The sequence below is a fragment of the Selenomonas bovis DSM 23594 genome, from assembly GCF_000381005.1.
GTDB lineage: Bacteria > Bacillota > Negativicutes > Selenomonadales > Selenomonadaceae > Selenomonas_C > Selenomonas_C bovis.
Genome location: NZ_KB908395.1, coordinates 40,273 through 55,767 on the forward strand (window position 1 = coordinate 40,273; position 15,495 = coordinate 55,767).

The 15,495-nt window shown below is 58.1% G+C and carries 15 protein-coding genes and 1 pseudogene; 14 read left to right on the top strand and 2 right to left on the bottom strand.

The genetic code is table 11. The features are described 5' to 3' along the window. The first annotated feature begins 4 nt into the window (after nt 1-4). From trpC to trpA, 3 genes are read left to right on the top strand one after another with little or no spacing between them, the layout of a single operon-like run. Nucleotides 5-799 carry an indole-3-glycerol phosphate synthase TrpC gene (gene trpC / locus F599_RS0108685; protein WP_026327914.1) on the top strand — a complete coding sequence of 265 codons (795 nt, stop codon included), beginning with the start codon at nt 5-7 and terminating at the stop codon, nt 797-799. Between the two features lie 33 nt (nt 800-832). Then, the gene (gene trpB, locus F599_RS0108690) at nt 833-2,020 is read left to right on the top strand and encodes a tryptophan synthase subunit beta (RefSeq protein WP_026327915.1); all 1,188 of its coding nucleotides are present in this window, start codon (nt 833-835) and stop codon (nt 2,018-2,020) included. Nucleotides 2,021-2,046: 26 nt separating this feature from the next. Further along, nucleotides 2,047-2,847 (top strand): tryptophan synthase subunit alpha, encoded by an 801-nt coding sequence (trpA, locus tag F599_RS0108695; protein ID WP_026327916.1) that lies wholly within the window; start codon nt 2,047-2,049, stop codon nt 2,845-2,847. Here trpA and F599_RS0108700 read toward each other — a convergent pair. After that, entirely contained in the window at nt 2,798-3,367 is a 570-nt protein-coding gene (locus F599_RS0108700; protein WP_019543139.1) for a DNA-deoxyinosine glycosylase, read from the bottom strand. The genes trpA and F599_RS0108700 overlap by 50 nt on opposite strands. Before the next feature lie 161 nt (nt 3,368-3,528). Between F599_RS0108700 and trpE the strand changes: the two genes are divergently transcribed. Both trpE and F599_RS0108710 read left to right on the top strand, forming a co-directional pair. After that, entirely contained in the window at nt 3,529-5,028 is a 1,500-nt protein-coding gene (gene trpE, locus F599_RS0108705; protein ID WP_019543140.1) for an anthranilate synthase component I, read from the top strand. Continuing rightward, the gene (locus F599_RS0108710) at nt 5,009-5,578 is read left to right on the top strand and encodes an anthranilate synthase component II (RefSeq protein ID WP_019543141.1); all 570 of its coding nucleotides are present in this window, start codon (nt 5,009-5,011) and stop codon (nt 5,576-5,578) included. Before trpE ends, F599_RS0108710 begins: the two co-directional genes overlap by 20 nt. A gap of 113 nt (nt 5,579-5,691) precedes the next feature. On the opposite strand, the gene F599_RS0108715 is transcribed toward F599_RS0108710, so the two are convergent. Beyond that, nucleotides 5,692-6,594, bottom strand: a complete 903-nt coding sequence (locus tag F599_RS0108715) for a LysR family transcriptional regulator (protein ID WP_019543142.1) — start codon at nt 6,592-6,594, stop codon at nt 5,692-5,694. A gap of 202 nt (nt 6,595-6,796) precedes the next feature. Here F599_RS0108715 and motA point away from each other — a divergent pair, with 202 nt between their 5' ends. The 9 genes and pseudogenes from motA to F599_RS16265 all read left to right on the top strand — a co-directional run. Beyond that, a complete protein-coding gene (gene motA / locus F599_RS0108720; RefSeq protein ID WP_026327917.1) occupies nt 6,797-7,570 on the top strand; it encodes a flagellar motor stator protein MotA in 774 nt (257 codons plus the stop codon). 4 nt (nt 7,571-7,574) lie between these two features. Further along, nucleotides 7,575-8,441, top strand: coding sequence for a flagellar motor protein MotB (locus tag F599_RS0108725; RefSeq protein WP_019543144.1), 867 nt, complete (start codon nt 7,575-7,577; stop codon nt 8,439-8,441). 216 nt (nt 8,442-8,657) lie between these two features. Next, nucleotides 8,658-9,035: a holo-ACP synthase gene (acpS, locus tag F599_RS0108730; protein WP_019543145.1), complete on the top strand. Its 378-nt coding sequence runs from the start codon at nt 8,658-8,660 to the stop codon at nt 9,033-9,035. Then, nucleotides 9,032-10,606 (top strand): bifunctional ADP-dependent NAD(P)H-hydrate dehydratase/NAD(P)H-hydrate epimerase, encoded by a 1,575-nt coding sequence (locus tag F599_RS0108735; protein ID WP_026327918.1) that lies wholly within the window; start codon nt 9,032-9,034, stop codon nt 10,604-10,606. The genes acpS and F599_RS0108735 overlap by 4 nt, the downstream gene beginning before the upstream one ends. Nucleotides 10,607-10,809: 203 nt before the next feature. Beyond that, a complete protein-coding gene (locus F599_RS0108740; protein WP_019543147.1) occupies nt 10,810-11,835 on the top strand; it encodes a branched-chain amino acid aminotransferase in 1,026 nt (341 codons plus the stop codon). Nucleotides 11,836-12,025: 190 nt separating this feature from the next. Then, complete coding sequence (gene cdaA / locus F599_RS0108745) at nt 12,026-12,874, top strand: diadenylate cyclase CdaA (RefSeq protein WP_019543148.1); 849 nt, start codon at nt 12,026-12,028, stop codon at nt 12,872-12,874. Next, nucleotides 12,871-13,806 carry a CdaR family protein gene (locus F599_RS0108750; RefSeq protein WP_026327919.1) on the top strand — a complete coding sequence of 312 codons (936 nt, stop codon included), beginning with the start codon at nt 12,871-12,873 and terminating at the stop codon, nt 13,804-13,806. Before cdaA ends, F599_RS0108750 begins: the two co-directional genes overlap by 4 nt. Nucleotides 13,807-13,948: 142 nt before the next feature. After that, a complete protein-coding gene (locus F599_RS0108755; protein ID WP_019543150.1) occupies nt 13,949-15,193 on the top strand; it encodes an aminotransferase class I/II-fold pyridoxal phosphate-dependent enzyme in 1,245 nt (414 codons plus the stop codon). A 131-nt stretch (nt 15,194-15,324) separates the two neighbouring features. Next, a pseudogene (locus F599_RS16265) lies at nt 15,325-15,495 on the top strand (IS5/IS1182 family transposase); the annotation flags it as partial.

A 15,495-nucleotide genomic window follows, 5' to 3' on the forward strand; every position in this document is an offset into this window, starting at 1 on the left:
TATGATGAGGGATATACTTGCTGAGATCGTGGAGAAGAAAAAAGACATCGTGCGCGAGGCGAAAGAACGTCTGCCGCTCGCGGAGGTGAAGGCGCGCCTGCGCCCCGGGACGTTCCGCATGGCGGAGCGGTTCCGCGCGGAGCCGTGGAGCCTCATCGCCGAGTGCAAGCTGCAGTCGCCCGCGAAGGGACGGCTCAACCGCACGCATACGGTCGACCAGCTTGCGCGCATCTACGAGGCGAACGGCGCGAGCATGCTCTCGGTGCATACGGATCCGCATTTTCTCGGGTGCAATGAGGATTTCGTCCGCGTGCGCAAGGAGGTCGCGCTGCCGCTTTTGCGTAAGGATTTCGTCATTGACGAGTACCAGCTCTACGAGGCGCGGCTGCTCGGTGCGGATGCCGTGCTGCTCATCGCGCGCATCCTCACGCCGGCGCAGCTCAAGGAGTATCTCTATACGACCTGGAGCCTCGGCATGGACGCGCTCATCGAGGTGCATGATGAGCGCGATATGGCGGCGGCACTCGCGACACCGGCGGAGTTCATCGGCATCAACAACCGGAATCTCGTGACATTCACGACGAGCATCGAGAACACGCTCGCGTTGCTGCCGTTCGCCGACAGAAGCCGGACGCTCATCAGCGAGAGCGGCGTCTTCACGCACGAGGACGCGGAGAAGCTGCGCGATGCGGGCTGCGATGGCATCCTCGTCGGCGAGGGCCTCGTGCGGGCGGAGGACATCGCGGCACAGACGCGGGCGTTCGTCGGCGTCGGCAAGGAACAGGAAGCAACCGCCTGAGCACAGGCAGAAATGGATAAAGGAGAGGTTTTCATGAATACCAAGGGAAGATTCGGCAAGTTCGGCGGGCAGTATGTACCGGAAATCGTCATGCCGGCACTCAACGAGCTTGAGGAAAATTACGCGAAATACAAGGAAGATCCGGAGTTCCAGCAGGAGTTTCGCACGTATCTGCGCGAGTATGCGGGCCGTCCGACGAATCTCTACTACGCGAAGAAACTCACGGAACATTACGGCAGGGCGCGCATCTTCCTCAAACGGGAGGACCTCTTGCATACGGGCGCGCATAAGATCAACAATGCGCTCGGGCAGGCGCTGCTCGCGAAGCGCATGGGCAAGAAGCGTATTGTCGCCGAGACAGGCGCGGGCCAGCATGGCGTCGCTTCGGCGACGGTCGCGGCGCTCTTCGGCATGGAATGCCACGTCTTCATGGGCGCCGTCGATGTCGAGCGGCAGAAGCTCAACGTATTCCGCATGAAGCTCCTCGGCGCGAAGGTCATCCCCGTATCCTCTGGCACGGGTACGCTCAAGGACGCGACGAGCGAGGCCATCCGCTACTGGGCGACGAATATCACGGATACGCACTATATCATCGGCTCCGCCGTCGGGCCGCATCCCTATCCGACCATCGTGCGCGATTTCCAGAAGGTCATCAGCGAAGAGATCCGCGCGCAGGCGCAGGAGAAGATCGGCGGCCTGCCGAACTACGTCGTCGCCTGCGTCGGCGGCGGCAGCAACGCCATTGGCACATTCTACGATTTCCGCAATGACAAGGCGGTCGTGAAAATCGGCGTCGAGGCGGGCGGCCGCGGCGCGGCGACGGGGGAGAACGCGCGCACGCTCTCAGGTGCGGGCGAGCCGGGCATCCTGCACGGGGCTTACAGCTATCTGCTGCAGACGCCGGACGGGCAGGTCGTTGAGGCGTACAGTATCTCCGCCGGTCTTGACTACCCGGGCGTCGGCCCGGAGCACTCCTTCTTCAAGGACACGGGCATCGCGAAATACGTCTCCGTGACGGATCGGGAGGCGCTCGACGCGTTCCAGCGTCTCTCGGAGATCGAGGGCATCATCCCCGCGATGGAGAGCTCGCACGCGCTCGCGTATCTTGAGCAGCTCATGCCGCAGACGACAAAGGATCAGAGCGTCGTCGTCTGTCTTTCCGGGCGCGGTGACAAGGACGTAGCGATGGTCGCAAAGGCGCTCGGACAGGAGATCGAATGATGGAGCAGAGAGTGGAGGCAGAAACTATGCAGACGCGTTTCGATAAAAAAATGGCCGCGCGCAAGGCAGCGGGCCGCAAGGGGATCTTCATCTATATCACGGCGGGTGCGCCCGACATCCAGACGACCCTCCGGGCCGTCAAGGAAGCGGAAAAGGCGGGGGCGGACGTCATCGAGCTCGGCCTGCCGTTCTCCGATCCGATGGCGGACGGGCCGGTCATTCAGGATGCCTCGGTCTGCGCGCTGCGCGGCGGCATGACGACGCAAAAGGAACTCGAGATCGTTCGGCAGATCCGCACGTTTTCCGACATCCCGCTCATCGGCATGGGCTACGCCAACACGATGCTGCACTACGGCTTCGAACGGTTCGTCAAGGACTTCAAGGCGGCGGGCATGGACGGCATCATCGTACCGGATGTGCCGCACGAGGAGTCGGGCGAGATGCGCCGCATCTGCGCGGAGCAGTCGTTCCATCTCGCGGAGTTCATCACGCCGGGCACGACGCCGGCGCGCATGAAAGAGACCTGCGTCGGCGCGACGGGCTTCATCTACTGTGTTTCGAACAATGGCGTCACGGGCGTCAAGAAAATCGACTACTCGACTATCGGCAAGGTCTGCGCGCAGGCGCGCTCCTTCACGGACACGCCGCTGGCCGTCGGTTTCGGCATCGGTTCGCCGGAGGCGGCGGTCGATGCGGCGGTGCATGCGGATGCCGTCATCGTCGGCAGCGCCGTGGTCGGACGTCTCATGAAGGGGCAGTTCGACGACGCCATGGCGCTCATCCGCGCGATGCGCGAGGCGCTTGACGCGGCGTACTGCGCGAACTGAGCTTGCCTGCGGGCGGCGTCCCGAGAATCGCTTCGCCCCAGACCTCGGCGAGCATCGGCAGGCGCCATTTCGCGTTGGCGGGGCTGGTCGACGGCAGCTGATGGAATGTAAGGTCGGCGCGCGTGAGGAGCGGCCGGTTGTAGCGGCGGAAGCATTGATATGATTTCGCACCGTTGAAGCAGATGGTATGGATCGCGGGATGCGCCGCGAGGAACGAGGTGAAATCGTTGCCGCGTTCCTCGTGGATGGCCGTATCGAGGCTGCCGACGCGCTCGCAGCTCGCGATCGCGTCCCAGAGCGCGATGTGATGTGAGAGCAGCAGATGGAGGCGCTCGCCGTAGTCAGCGGGCGGCTCGGCCGCTCCCGTCAGGAGCAGCGCCATGAGCGGCCAGAATCTGTTCTGCGGATGTGCGTAGTATTGCTGCGCCGCGAGGGACTTGACGCTCGGCATCGAGCCGAGCACCAGGACGCGGCAGCCGGCGTCGATGCTCGGTGGGAAACCGACGCAATGTGTGTCCATGAGGATACCTCTTTTCTTCGTGAAATATGACTTCAGCCTACCACAGAGGAGAGGAAATTACCAGATGTTCCTGATTTCCGGGATAAGGGAATCGCGGGACAGATCTGATGATCGCAGGAATGCGGGTGGCAGGCCTCGCAGCCAGACAGGGAGTGAATATGATGAAATTGACACCGAATCTTGAGGATTTCTGCTGCTTGGCGCAGGAGAAGAATCTCATTGCCGTCTCGACAGAAATCAATATGGATCTCGATACACCGGTATCGGTCTATTACAAGCTCGTCGATGAGGAGAAAGGATTCATCCTCGAGTCCGTCGATACCACGCAGCAGCAGTTCGGACGGTTTTCCTTCATCGGCGCGGAGCCCTTTGCGCGGCTCCAGGTATTCAGGGACAAGCTGATGATCAAGGAGAACGATCTCATGAAAAGCATCGACGGCGCGCCCGTCGATACCATCAAGCAGTATATGGCGCGGTTCCGCCCCGCGCTCGAGGACGCGCAGCTGCCACTCGCGAACGGCGGTCTCGTCGGCTATTTCAACTATGAGGTCGTCGCGACATTCGACCGCGTGCGCGGCATGGCGATTGGCGATGAGGAGCTGCTCGGCCAGTTTATGCTCTGCCGCGTGCTCGTCGTCATCGACGCCCTCAAGAACAGCGCGCGGCTCATCTGCCTCGTTGACACCAAGGGCAAGCCTGCTGCTGAGGCCTATGAAGAGGCGGCGGCGAAGATGGAGGCGCTCACAGGCAAGCTTTCAGCGCCGCTCGCCCCGCACGCGGCGCCGAAGACGCAGCGCAGGGTGCCGCTCGACTTCCTCAAGAAATTCGGCAAGGCGCCAGCGGATTTCATCGCCGCCATCGAAAAGGCGAAGGAGCACATCTTCGCGGGCGATATCTTCCAGGTCGTGCCCTCCCGTCAGTTCCGCGCGAAAATCACGAAGCCAAGCTTCCATTTCTACCGCCGCTTGCGCCAGGTCAATCCGTCGCCGTATATGTTTTATATCAATTTCGGCAGCGTCAAGCTCGTCGGTGCCTCGCCGGAGATGCTCGTGAAAGTCGCGGGCAAGCAGATCTTCACCTATCCGATCGCCGGCACGCGCAAGCGCGGTAAAGATGCGGCGGAGGACGCGGCGCTCGCGACAGATCTCACGGCGGACGCGAAGGAATGCGCGGAGCACTCCATGCTCGTCGATCTCGCGCGCAATGACATCGGCCGCATCAGCGATGCCGGTACCGTGCGCGTCACGAAGCTGCGCAAGGTCGAGTATTTCAGCCACGTCATGCACATGGTCTCCGAGGTCACGGGACGGCTCAGGCAGGGCTTCACGCCGATGGACGTCCTGCGGGCGACGTTCCCCGCGGGCACGGTCAGCGGCGCGCCGAAACTGCGCGCGATGGAGATCATCCACGACCTCGAGCCCGTCAAGCGCGATACCTACTCGGGCACAGTCGGCTATATGGATTTCGCCGGCAATATGGACATGTGCATCACGCTCCGCACCATGCGCATTGAAAACGACGACACCGCCGTCATCCAGTCGGGCGCGGGCATCGTCGCGGACTCCGTACCCGAGCGGGAGTATCAGGAAATCCTGCAGAAATCGAAAGCGCTCTTTGAAGTCGTCGAGGAGGTAGAGAACGATGCTGTTGCTTTTAGATAATTACGATTCCTTCACCTACAACGTATATCAGCTGCTCTCCGAACTCGGCGCGGACGTCGAGGTCGTCCGCAATGATAAGACGACAGTAGAAGAGATCGAGAAGAAAGGCTATGCCGGTATTGTGCTCTCGCCTGGGCCCGGCGTGCCGGCGGACGCGGGCATCACGGAGAGCGTCATCCGCGCGTTCGCGGGGCGCGTCCCCATCCTCGGCATCTGCCTCGGCCATCAGGCCATTGGCGAGGTCTTCGGCGGCCACGTCGTGCGCGCGGACGCCATCGTCCACGGCAAGACCTCGCCGCTGCGCCATACCGGCAAGGGCCTCTACGCAGGACTCCCGCAGGAAATCCCCGTGGGGCGCTATCATTCCCTCGTCATCGACCGCAAGACTCTGCCGGCCTCGCTCGAGGTGACGAGTGAGCTTGCTGACGGCACCATCATGGGGGTGCGCCACAGGGAGTACGACGTTGAGGGCATCCAGTTCCATCCGGAGTCCATCCTCACGCCGGGCGGCAAGAAGATGATGGAGAACTTCCTCGCGCATCTCGGCTGATTGCTGGAATGGTGAGAAGAACAACCAATCGTTCACAGATCAAAAAGCCTCTTTTCTCATGGTCGAGGGAAGAGGCTTTCGTTATATGATATCAGTATGACTGCACTGTCAGATCACTGCGCGGCGTTGTTTCCGCTTTCGCGCTTGCGCAGGGTGTCGCGGCAGAAATCGATGAACGATTGGGCGGCTTTCGAGATGTAGCGGTCTTTTTTCCAAGCGAGGCCGACGTCGACGAAGAGCGGTTCCTCGAGCGGAATGGCCTTGACGCCCGGGGCATCCTCGAGCACCATGTCGAGCAGGAACGAGATGCCGACGCCGCTCGCGACGAGACCCTTGATGGTGACGACCTGGTTGGACTCGAGTACGATATTCGGTGTGATGCTCTGTTCCTTGAGTTTGCCGAGGATGGTCTGACGCAGGAAAGAGCCTTCCTTGAGCATGATGACGTTGGCCGTGGCGATATCATCTTTCGTGAGACGTTCCTTGTCGGCAAGCGGGCTGCCCGCCGGTACGCAGGCGACAATCTGGCTCGTCGTCATAGGCAGGAGCTGCAGATTGTGCGAGGCGCCGGAGATGATGATGATGCCGAAATCGAGCTCGTCGCGCTCGAGCTGCTCGCGAATCGACATGGAGCCTTCCTCGTGTAAGTAGATGTCGAGATGGGAGTATTTCTTCTGGAAGCTCGAAAAGATTTTCGGGAAAAGATAGGCACCCATCATCGGGGGGATACCGATCTTGATCGTTCCCTTCTGGAGCTGCTTGTAGTCGTTGACCTCGAGGACGGCATCCTGGATGTTGCGCAGGGCGAGCTCGATGCGGTTGAGGAAGACGGCGCCCTCAGGCGTCAGGGCGAGCTGCTTCTGGCTGCGGTCGAAAAGCTGGATGCCGAGCTCGGCCTCGAGCTTCTTGATTGCGACCGTGATGTTTGGCTGAGAGACGCGCAGGCGCTCGGCAGCGCGTGTGATGTTACGCAGTCGGCTCGCCATCTGGAAATATTCAAGCTGACGCAATTCCATACAATCGCTTCTTTCTCTATAAATTTCACTTATCTTTTGATATTATACCATAGATTGAACTGGAATATGATAAAATAAGGGGAATTTATTGTCATGCTGAGAAATTTTTTTCACGGCGAAAGTAGGATTTTCTTTTTCGATGGGGAATGTTATACTAAGAGACAAGGGAGTATCACAAGGATGGGTATAGGGGGTCTTCTATTTGGAAATATCGACAGTCATCGGCTTGTGCTTGGGATTTTTCTGCATCTTCTTCGGCATGGTCCTGAAGGGTGCCCCGCTCAGCGCGCTGAATAACCCGGCGGCATTCCTCATCATTATCGGTGGTACGGTGGCTTGCCTTTTTAATGCGTTCCGCATGGATGAGCTCAAGACGCTGCCCAAGATCATCAAGATGACGTTTTTCAAGCCTGCGACACACGCGAAGGCGGAGCTTTTGCAGCTCTTTGTCGAGCTCTCGCAGATTGCGCGTAGGGAAGGTATCCTCGCACTTGAGAATAAGGTATCTGATATCGATGATCCGTTTTTCCGTACGGGACTCAATATGGTTATTGACGGCATGGATCCTGATTTTGTCAGCGATGTGCTTGACGCGGAGCTCGCCGTCATGCAGGAACGTCATTCCAAAGGCCGGTCGATGCTGACGCAGGCTGGTACGTATGCGCCGACGCTGGGCGTTCTCGGTGCCGTCGTCGGTTTGATTGCGGCGCTCGGCAACCTCGATGATATCAATAAGCTGGGTCACGCGGTGGCCGCGGCTTTTGTCGCCACGATCCTCGGTATTTTCACGGCGTATGTCCTCTGGCTGCCGCTTGCAAATAAGCTGAAGCTGCTCTCGGAGGAGGAGGTCAGCGAGAAGCGCATGATCATCGAGGGAATTCTTTCCCTGCAGGCTGGCGATTCTCCGACGGCAATCGAAGCGAAGCTCATGGTCTTCATCCCGCAGTCGGAACGCGAAAATGTGAAGAAGGAGTGATTGGATGGCTCGTAAGAAACGCGGCAAGCAGAAAGAGGAGGAGGCCGGCGAGGCTTGGCTGCTGCCGTATTCTGACCTCATGACGTTGCTCTTGGCGCTCTTCATATCGCTTTTCGCCATCTCGCAGACGGATCAGAAGAAGGTATCCGACCTTGCGCAAGCATTCAGTTCCGCGTTCAACATGGGTGGCCCGTCCATGTTCGACAAGATGGGTCCGAATCCGGGACGCCGTGCGGAGATGCCGTCGGATGAGGATTTCGGCAACTCGGCCTATATCCAGGAGAATCAGTCGCTCGAGCAGGCGAAACGGGAAATGGACGAGTACATCGATCAGAATCAGCTCACAGATCAGCTTTCGACGGAGCTTACAGAGGATGGACTGCTCATCCGTATCAAGGAGAAGGCGCTCTTCCCGTCAGGGTCAGCGGAACTCGGCGGCCAGGCACAGAACATCGGGCCCGTCGTTGCGGGGCTTCTCGCCGCCATCCCAGAGCGTGTCGTCATCTCCGGACATACGGACAATGTGCCGATTCACAGCGCGCAGTTCCCTTCGAACTGGGAGCTGAGTTCGCAGCGTGCGTTGAATTTCATGAAGTATCTCCTTTCGCTCAATCCAAAGCTGCAGCCGCAGCGATTCAGCGCAATCGGCTACAGCGAATACCGGCCGATTGCGGATAACAGTACGGAGGCGGGACGGATGAAGAACCGCCGTGTCGAGGTACTCATCGCGCGCAGCCTGCGCTTCAATCCGAATGAAAGCGGTAAGAACCCGAACAAGGACACAGGAGAAGCTGCACCGGCGAGCACGGGTGGGCAGGTGCCGAATGCCGCTGTGGCAGATGGATCGCATGTGACGACAACAACATTCTGAGGGATTTCGGGGGACTGCTGTATGGCCGAAGCGACCATGCACAGTCCTTTTTTGCTGTGTGGTTTCTCAAGTACGCAGGTCCGAGGGGGAGCGCAAACGGCGGAAAATGCTCTCAGAGGTGATGTACGATTTCCATGATACGGATGCCTGTGCATGTAGTTTGTTGCGCAAGAGCAAGGGCCGCTTGGCTCGTATGATATGAGAGGATGATTGCGTATGCTGGCAGGAATTGGCACGGACATTGTAGAAATAAATCGTGTAAGAAAAGCCATCGCGAACCCACGGTTTCGTGAGCGCGTCTATACGCCCGCGGAACGCGGGTACTGCGAGGGCCGCGGGGCATCGATGGCAGCTTCTTTTGCCGCGAGATTTGCTGGAAAAGAGGCCGTGCTCAAAGCGTTTGGCACAGGATTGCGCGGCGGGACCCTACAGGAAATCGAGATTCTGCCGGATGAGCTCGGCTGTCCCCAGGTGACGCTGTCGGGATTCTTTGCTGAGCTCGCGCAGAGGAAAAGGGTTACGCGCGTGGCCATCTCACTAAGCCATGCGCGGGAGTATGCAACGGCACAGTGCGTGATGGAGGGAGCAGAATGAGAATATCACTTGTAGAGGAAATGCGCGATATTGACAAAAAGGCGGCGGAGACATACGGGCTTTCGACAGCTGTCCTCATGGAGAATGCCGGTCATCGGACTGCGGAAGCTGTTGTTGAGCTCCTGGGGACCACTGTGGCTGGGAAGAGCGTCATCGTCCTTGCTGGTTCGGGGAATAACGGTGGTGATGCATTTGTCGCGGCACGTCATTTGTCGAATTTCGGCGTGCGCCTGAAGATTTTCTTCATCGGAGACGCGACGCATTTTTCACCGGCTACGGCTGCGAATTGCGAGACGGTGAAAAAGATGGGCGTTGAGATTCACGAGCTTTCGAGTGATCGGACCTGGGACAGGCTGACGGTTTCGCTGCGGCTTGCTGACGCCGTGGTAGACGGCGTACTCGGCACGGGATTTTCAGGAGAGTTGCGCAAGCCCGTGCTAAGGCTCATCGAGCTTGTCAACGGCATGGGAAAATCGGTTGTCTCCATAGATATTCCTTCTGGTGTGGCCGCGGATACGGGAGCTGTTTCGACCGTAGCGATGCAGGCAGCGGTGACGCTTACCTTCGGTTTGCCGAAGGTGGGACACTTCCTTTGCCCCGGTGCGGCGCTGACGGGGAAGCTGCTCGTCGATGATATCGGTCTGCCGCTCCAGCTGCTTGAGGAGAAATCGATACGGCAGGTATTGCTCGACGATGCGCTGGCGACGACGCTCCTGCCGCTGCGCCCGCCTGATGTACACAAGGGGAGTTGCGGGCACGTGCTCGTTGTTGCAGGTTCACGAGGCATGACGGGAGCTGCGTATCTCGCATCGCTTGCAGCGCTGCGGATCGGCGCAGGTATGGTGACGCTCGCGGTGCCGGAAAGCATCGCGGAGCTCATGGAGATGAAGACGACGGAGGTCATGACAGTGCCGGTACCGGAGTGCGCGCCGGGCGTCATGGGCGGCGATGAGGCACTCGCGAGGCTCCTCGAGCTTTCCGAGGGAAAGGATGCGGTGCTCATCGGACCTGGCCTCGGCAGGTTGGAGGCGACGGGAGAGGTCGTGCGTAAATTCGCCGCGTATCTCGAGAAGCCTTTTGTGCTAGACGCCGATGCATTGTTCGCCTTCCACGGACACCTCAAGGAACTCGCGCGATGCAAGCAGATGCCGGTGCTCACACCGCATCTCGGCGAGCTGGCTGGCCTCTTGGGCGAGACGGTGGAGGCGGTGCGCCAGGATTTGCTGAAGTGTGTCCGTGAGGCGGCAGCGCGTTTGCAGAGCGTCATCGTCGCAAAAAGCGAGTGCACGCTCGTCGCCTACCCGAACGGTGAAGTCTTTTTCACGACGAAGGGGAATCCTGGCATGGCGACGGCTGGCTGCGGCGATGTGCTTGCAGGTACGGTCGTCGGTCTCATGCAGCAGATGGAGAGCGCTTTGGCGCCGCTCGCCGGCGTCTATCTGCACGGCCTCGCGGGTGATCTCGCGGCGTCGCACAGCGGCGATGGTCTCATTGCCTCCGATGTCCTCGCGCAGTTGCCGCGCGCGCTTGTGAATCTGCGCCGTCGCCAAACGGGTGCAGATATAAAATGAGGTACGCCGCGCTTTACAACTTGACAACTCAAAAATGCTGCATTAGAATAGAAATCACTCTAGTAAGCTACATGCACAAACATCTACTTTGTGGACATTGTGCATCGCCCTTACAGTAAGTCCAGCCAATCGCGCTGCGCCTGCGGCTTGCGCTCTTGGGGATTTACATAGTAAGGTACATGAAACGAAAAGGGGCAGGATTTATGTCAAAAGTGAATGTTGATTGGTCAAAACTTGGGTTTTCGTATCAGCCGATTTCCCAGCGCTATGTGGCAAACTATAAAGACGGCAAGTGGGGCAAGGGCGGCCTGACGGACAATCCGAACGTGACGCTCAATGAATGTGCCGGTATCCTGCAGTATTGCCAAGAGGTGTTCGAGGGCCTCAAGGCGTACAAGACAAAGGATGGCCGCACGGTTACGTTCCGCCCGGATATGAATGCGAAGCGCATGATCGACTCCGCAAAGCGGCTGGAGATGCCCCCGGTTTCCGAGGAGATGTTCATGGAGGCTGTTGACCAGGTCGTCGCGGCGAACAGGGACTGGATTCCTCCGTTCGAGACGGGCGGTGCGCTCTATCTGCGTCCGTATCTCTTCGCGTCGGGCCCTGTCATCGGGGTCAAGCCGTCAGATGAGTATCAGTTCCGTCTCTTCGGTACCCCGGTCGGCTCATATTTCAAGAATGGTGTCAAGCCAATCACGATCTGCGTGAGCGACTTCGATCGCGCTGCCCCGCGCGGTACGGGCCATATCAAGGCTGGCCTCAACTATGCGATGAGCCTGCATGCCTACATCACGGCGCATACGAATGGCTTTGATGAGAACATGTTCCTCGATCCGGCGACGCGCACATATGTCGAGGAGACGGGCGGCGCGAACTTCCTCTTTGTCAAGAAGGATGGCACGCTCGTGACGCCGAAGTCAGATTCCATTCTGCCGTCCATCACGCGTCGCTCGCTCATCACGATTGCGACGGATATGCTCGGTATGAAGGTGGAACACCGTCCGGTGAAGCTCACCGAGGTCGGTGATTTCGCGGAGGCGGGTCTCTGCGGCACGGCGGCTGTCATCTGCCCGGTGGGCAAGGTCGTCGATCACGATAAGGTCTATAACATCGCGAGCGGCATGGAGAAGATGGGCCCAGTGCTCCAGAAGCTCTATGATACGCTGCGCGGCATTCAGCTCGGCACGATCGAGGGGCCGGCAGGCTGGGTGCATGAGGTCAAGTAACGAGTTTTGCACAGAAGCATCCCGGGGCAATCCGCCCCGGGATGCTTCTGACTTTTCCAGAGGAAAGTTGAGCTCACAGTCTGGAAGGGGAGTTTTTATACTATTTTTTTGTTCAGGTAACAAGGATTTTAGCAAAAGCTGCGAGAATAGAAAAAGAAAAGGTGTTTGTTCGTTCTAAGGGGTTTTGCTTATGCCGGTCGATTTCCAGATACCACAAATTCCGCTGCCGATTCGCGGCATTCTTTCGACGGTGGGACCGCTCGACATCGTCGATATCTTGATTGTTGCCATCATCCTCTACAAGATTTACGAGATGCTGCAGGATACGCGCGCCATCACGCTGGTCAAAGGACTGCTCGTGCTGCTTGGCGTCACGCTCGTCTGTAATGCGTTCGAGCTACATGTCATCTCCTGGCTGCTGCAGAAAGCGGTGACGCTGATTTTCGTGGCGCTGCCGATTGTCTTTCAACCGGAACTGCGCCGCGGGCTTGAACATCTCGGACAGGGGAGGTTCCTTGGTAACGGCACGCTGCTTGACGACGAGCAGGCGCGTTCCGTGGTGCATGAGCTCACGCGGGCTGTGCGCACGCTGTCCTCGACAAAGACGGGGGCGCTGCTCGTCATCGAACGCGAGATGGGACTCAACGACATCAGTGCGACAGGAATTCAGATCGATGGCCTTATAACAGCAGATTTCCTGCTCAATGTATTCATTCCCAATACGCCGCTGCACGATGGTGCCGCGGTGATTCGCGGCAATCGCCTCATCGCGGCTGGCTGTCTGCTGCCGCTCACGGAGAACCGGTCACTGTCGACAGAGCTTGGCACGCGCCATCGTGCGGCCATCGGCCTTTCGGAACAATGCGATGCGCTCATCGTTGTCGTGAGCGAGGAGACGGGAACGGTCTCTGTTGCAGAGAATGGCCATATCATGCGTCATCTTGATACGGAGACACTCAAGGCCATATTAGAGCCGGTATTTTCCTCCAAAAGGCAGAGTCTCCGAGAGATGTGGGAGAACTGGAGGAAAGAGAAATGATGAATCGCATCAATAGTATCTTCCGCCGCAACCTGCCGGCGAAAATCGTGGCGCTCGGCGTAGCTGTCGTGCTCTGGGTTGTTGTGATGAGCGACCAGAACCCCGCCATTGAAGGTTCGTTTACGGTACCGGTGGCTGTGGTCAACAGCCCGGAGGGCTACAAGGTCACGAAGAGCGAGGATACCGTGAAAATCAAGGTGCGCGGCGCACGCTCGCTTTTTGTCTCTGCGACGGCAGATGATTTTCGCGCTTATGTGGACTTGGGCGGCGCGGAGGCGGGGAAGCAGTCGTACAAGGTACAGACAGCGCTGCCGCAGGGGTTCGAGCTTGTCGAGGTACAGCCGGAGACAGTGGAGTTCAACCTCGATAAGATCATCCAGAGACAGGTGCGGGCAGATGTCATCGTGACAGGGAACTCTGCGCCCGGCACGACCGTTGCGAAGGTCACGCAGGCTTCGTCCATCGTGACAATCGAGGGTCCGCAGTCGGCAGTGGAGAGTGTCACGCGCGTCGTGGGCTATGTCGGGCTTTCTGGCAATAGTACGGATTTCGACCTGCAGGTGCCCCTTACAGCGCTCAATGCCGATGGCCGCGAGGTGCATGATGTGAAGGTCGTACCGTCGGCAACAGAAGTTACGGTCCAGCTCGCAAGAGGCCTCACGAAGAAAATCGTCACCATTCATCCGGTGCTTGATGGCAGCCTGCCAGACAATCTGACGCTCAGCGAGGTACGCACGGATCCCATCAAGCTCGAGATTGCAGGTGAAAGCAAGGTGCTCGCGCCATTGAGCTCTGTCGATACGGAGAAGATCGACCTCAGCAAGGTGACGGAGTCGGAGAAACTTACGGTACGGCTCGATCTGCCGAGCGGCGTCACAGTGACCAATCCGGAGATCAGCGTGAGCATCGTTGTCAAGAAAAAAGAGAAATAGTCAGGTGAAAAGAAAGCGTGGTAGAATGACTTTCTGACAGAGATAGGTGAAGAATTTTGTATACATGCGTTTGATGATATAGACAGTTGTCCTTTTATGGCGTATGATAAGACAAGTTGAGCAATTAAGGAGGAGTTATCAGATGACGAATAGTATGGCTGCATCTCATGCAAGGGACAAGAGACTCAAAGACGCGATTTTCGGTGCGAGCGCTGCCTGCCGTGAGGCTGTGGCGAAGTACGGCGCGGAGAAGGTTACGAACGCGACCATCGGCACGATGATTGACGACGATGGGAAACTTGCCTGCCTGCCGACGATGGAGCGCGTCTATCGTTCGTTGCCGATGGAGGATATCATCGCCTACGCGCCGATTTCCGGTCTGCCGGACTATCTCGATGCGGTCATCGACCTGACATTCGCCGACCACAAGCCTGAGGGGTATTGCGGGGCTGTGGCGACGGCAGGCGGCACGGGTGCCATCCATCATGCCGTTGCCAACTATGCGGAGCGTGGTACCTACGTACTGACCTCGGACTGGTTCTGGGGTACGTATAATGTCATCTGTAACGAGTGTGGCTGCAAGCTCGCGAATTATACGCTCTTCGATGAGCAGCAGCATTTCAACATCTCTGCCTATACGGCGAAGGTCGATGAGATCATGAAGGGGCAGGACAGTCTGCTCGTCATCATCAATACGCCGGCCCATAATCCGACGGGCTTCAGCCTCACGGAGGAGGACTGGGACGCTGTACTCGCGCTCACGAAGAAGTATGCCGCGCAGGGGAAGAAGATGAGCATCCTCGTAGATATCGCCTATATCGACTATGCAGGCGAGAAGAATGAGACGCGCGCATTCATGGATAAGTTCGCCGGTCTGCCGGACAATGTACTCATCATGTTCTCTTTCTCTATGTCGAAAGGCTATACGATGTATGGGCAGCGCACGGGCGCGATCATCGCTGTCTCCTCGAGCGAGGCGGTCATCGATGAGTTCAAAGAAATCAACAAGTATACGAGCCGTGCGACGTGGTCGAATATCAACCGCGGCGCGATGACGCTGCTCACGCGTATCCAACAGGATAAGGCTGCGCTTGCGCAGTTTGAGAAGGAGCGCGACGACTTCTACAAGCTCATCCAGCATCGCGGCGATATCTTCATGCAGGAAGCAAAAGCCTGCGGCCTGAAGGCTCTGCCGTACAAAGGCGGTTTCTTCCTGTCGGTACCGGCGAAGGATCCGGGAGCTGTCTGCGACGAGCTGCACAAGGATCTTGTCTTCGCTGTGCCGCTCAAGCTCGGCGTCCGTATCGCTGCGTGCTCCGTGTCGACGGCGAAGATGAAGGGCATTGCCGCGAAGGTGCTCAAGGCACAGAAGACCGTCGAGGGCTGAGAAAAAAATAGATTATCACGCATCGTGCGGGGCTGTTGCACGTATCAACAACGTGTAGCAGCCCCTTTTAGTTTGCAAAAAAATGTTGCCAAGGACTTAAAAATCCTTGGCAACAGGCGTAAAATATAGATATGCAAAATCAAATTTTACAAGGAGATTATACATCCCTCGGCGGAAGTTTTCAACTCTGCCTTCCCTTAAATTTTGAATTTCAAATTCCAAAGGATGACCCGGTCCGTCTGCTACGCCACTTTGTGGATGAAATGGATTTATCCGCACTTTACCAGACATTCTCTCAGGCC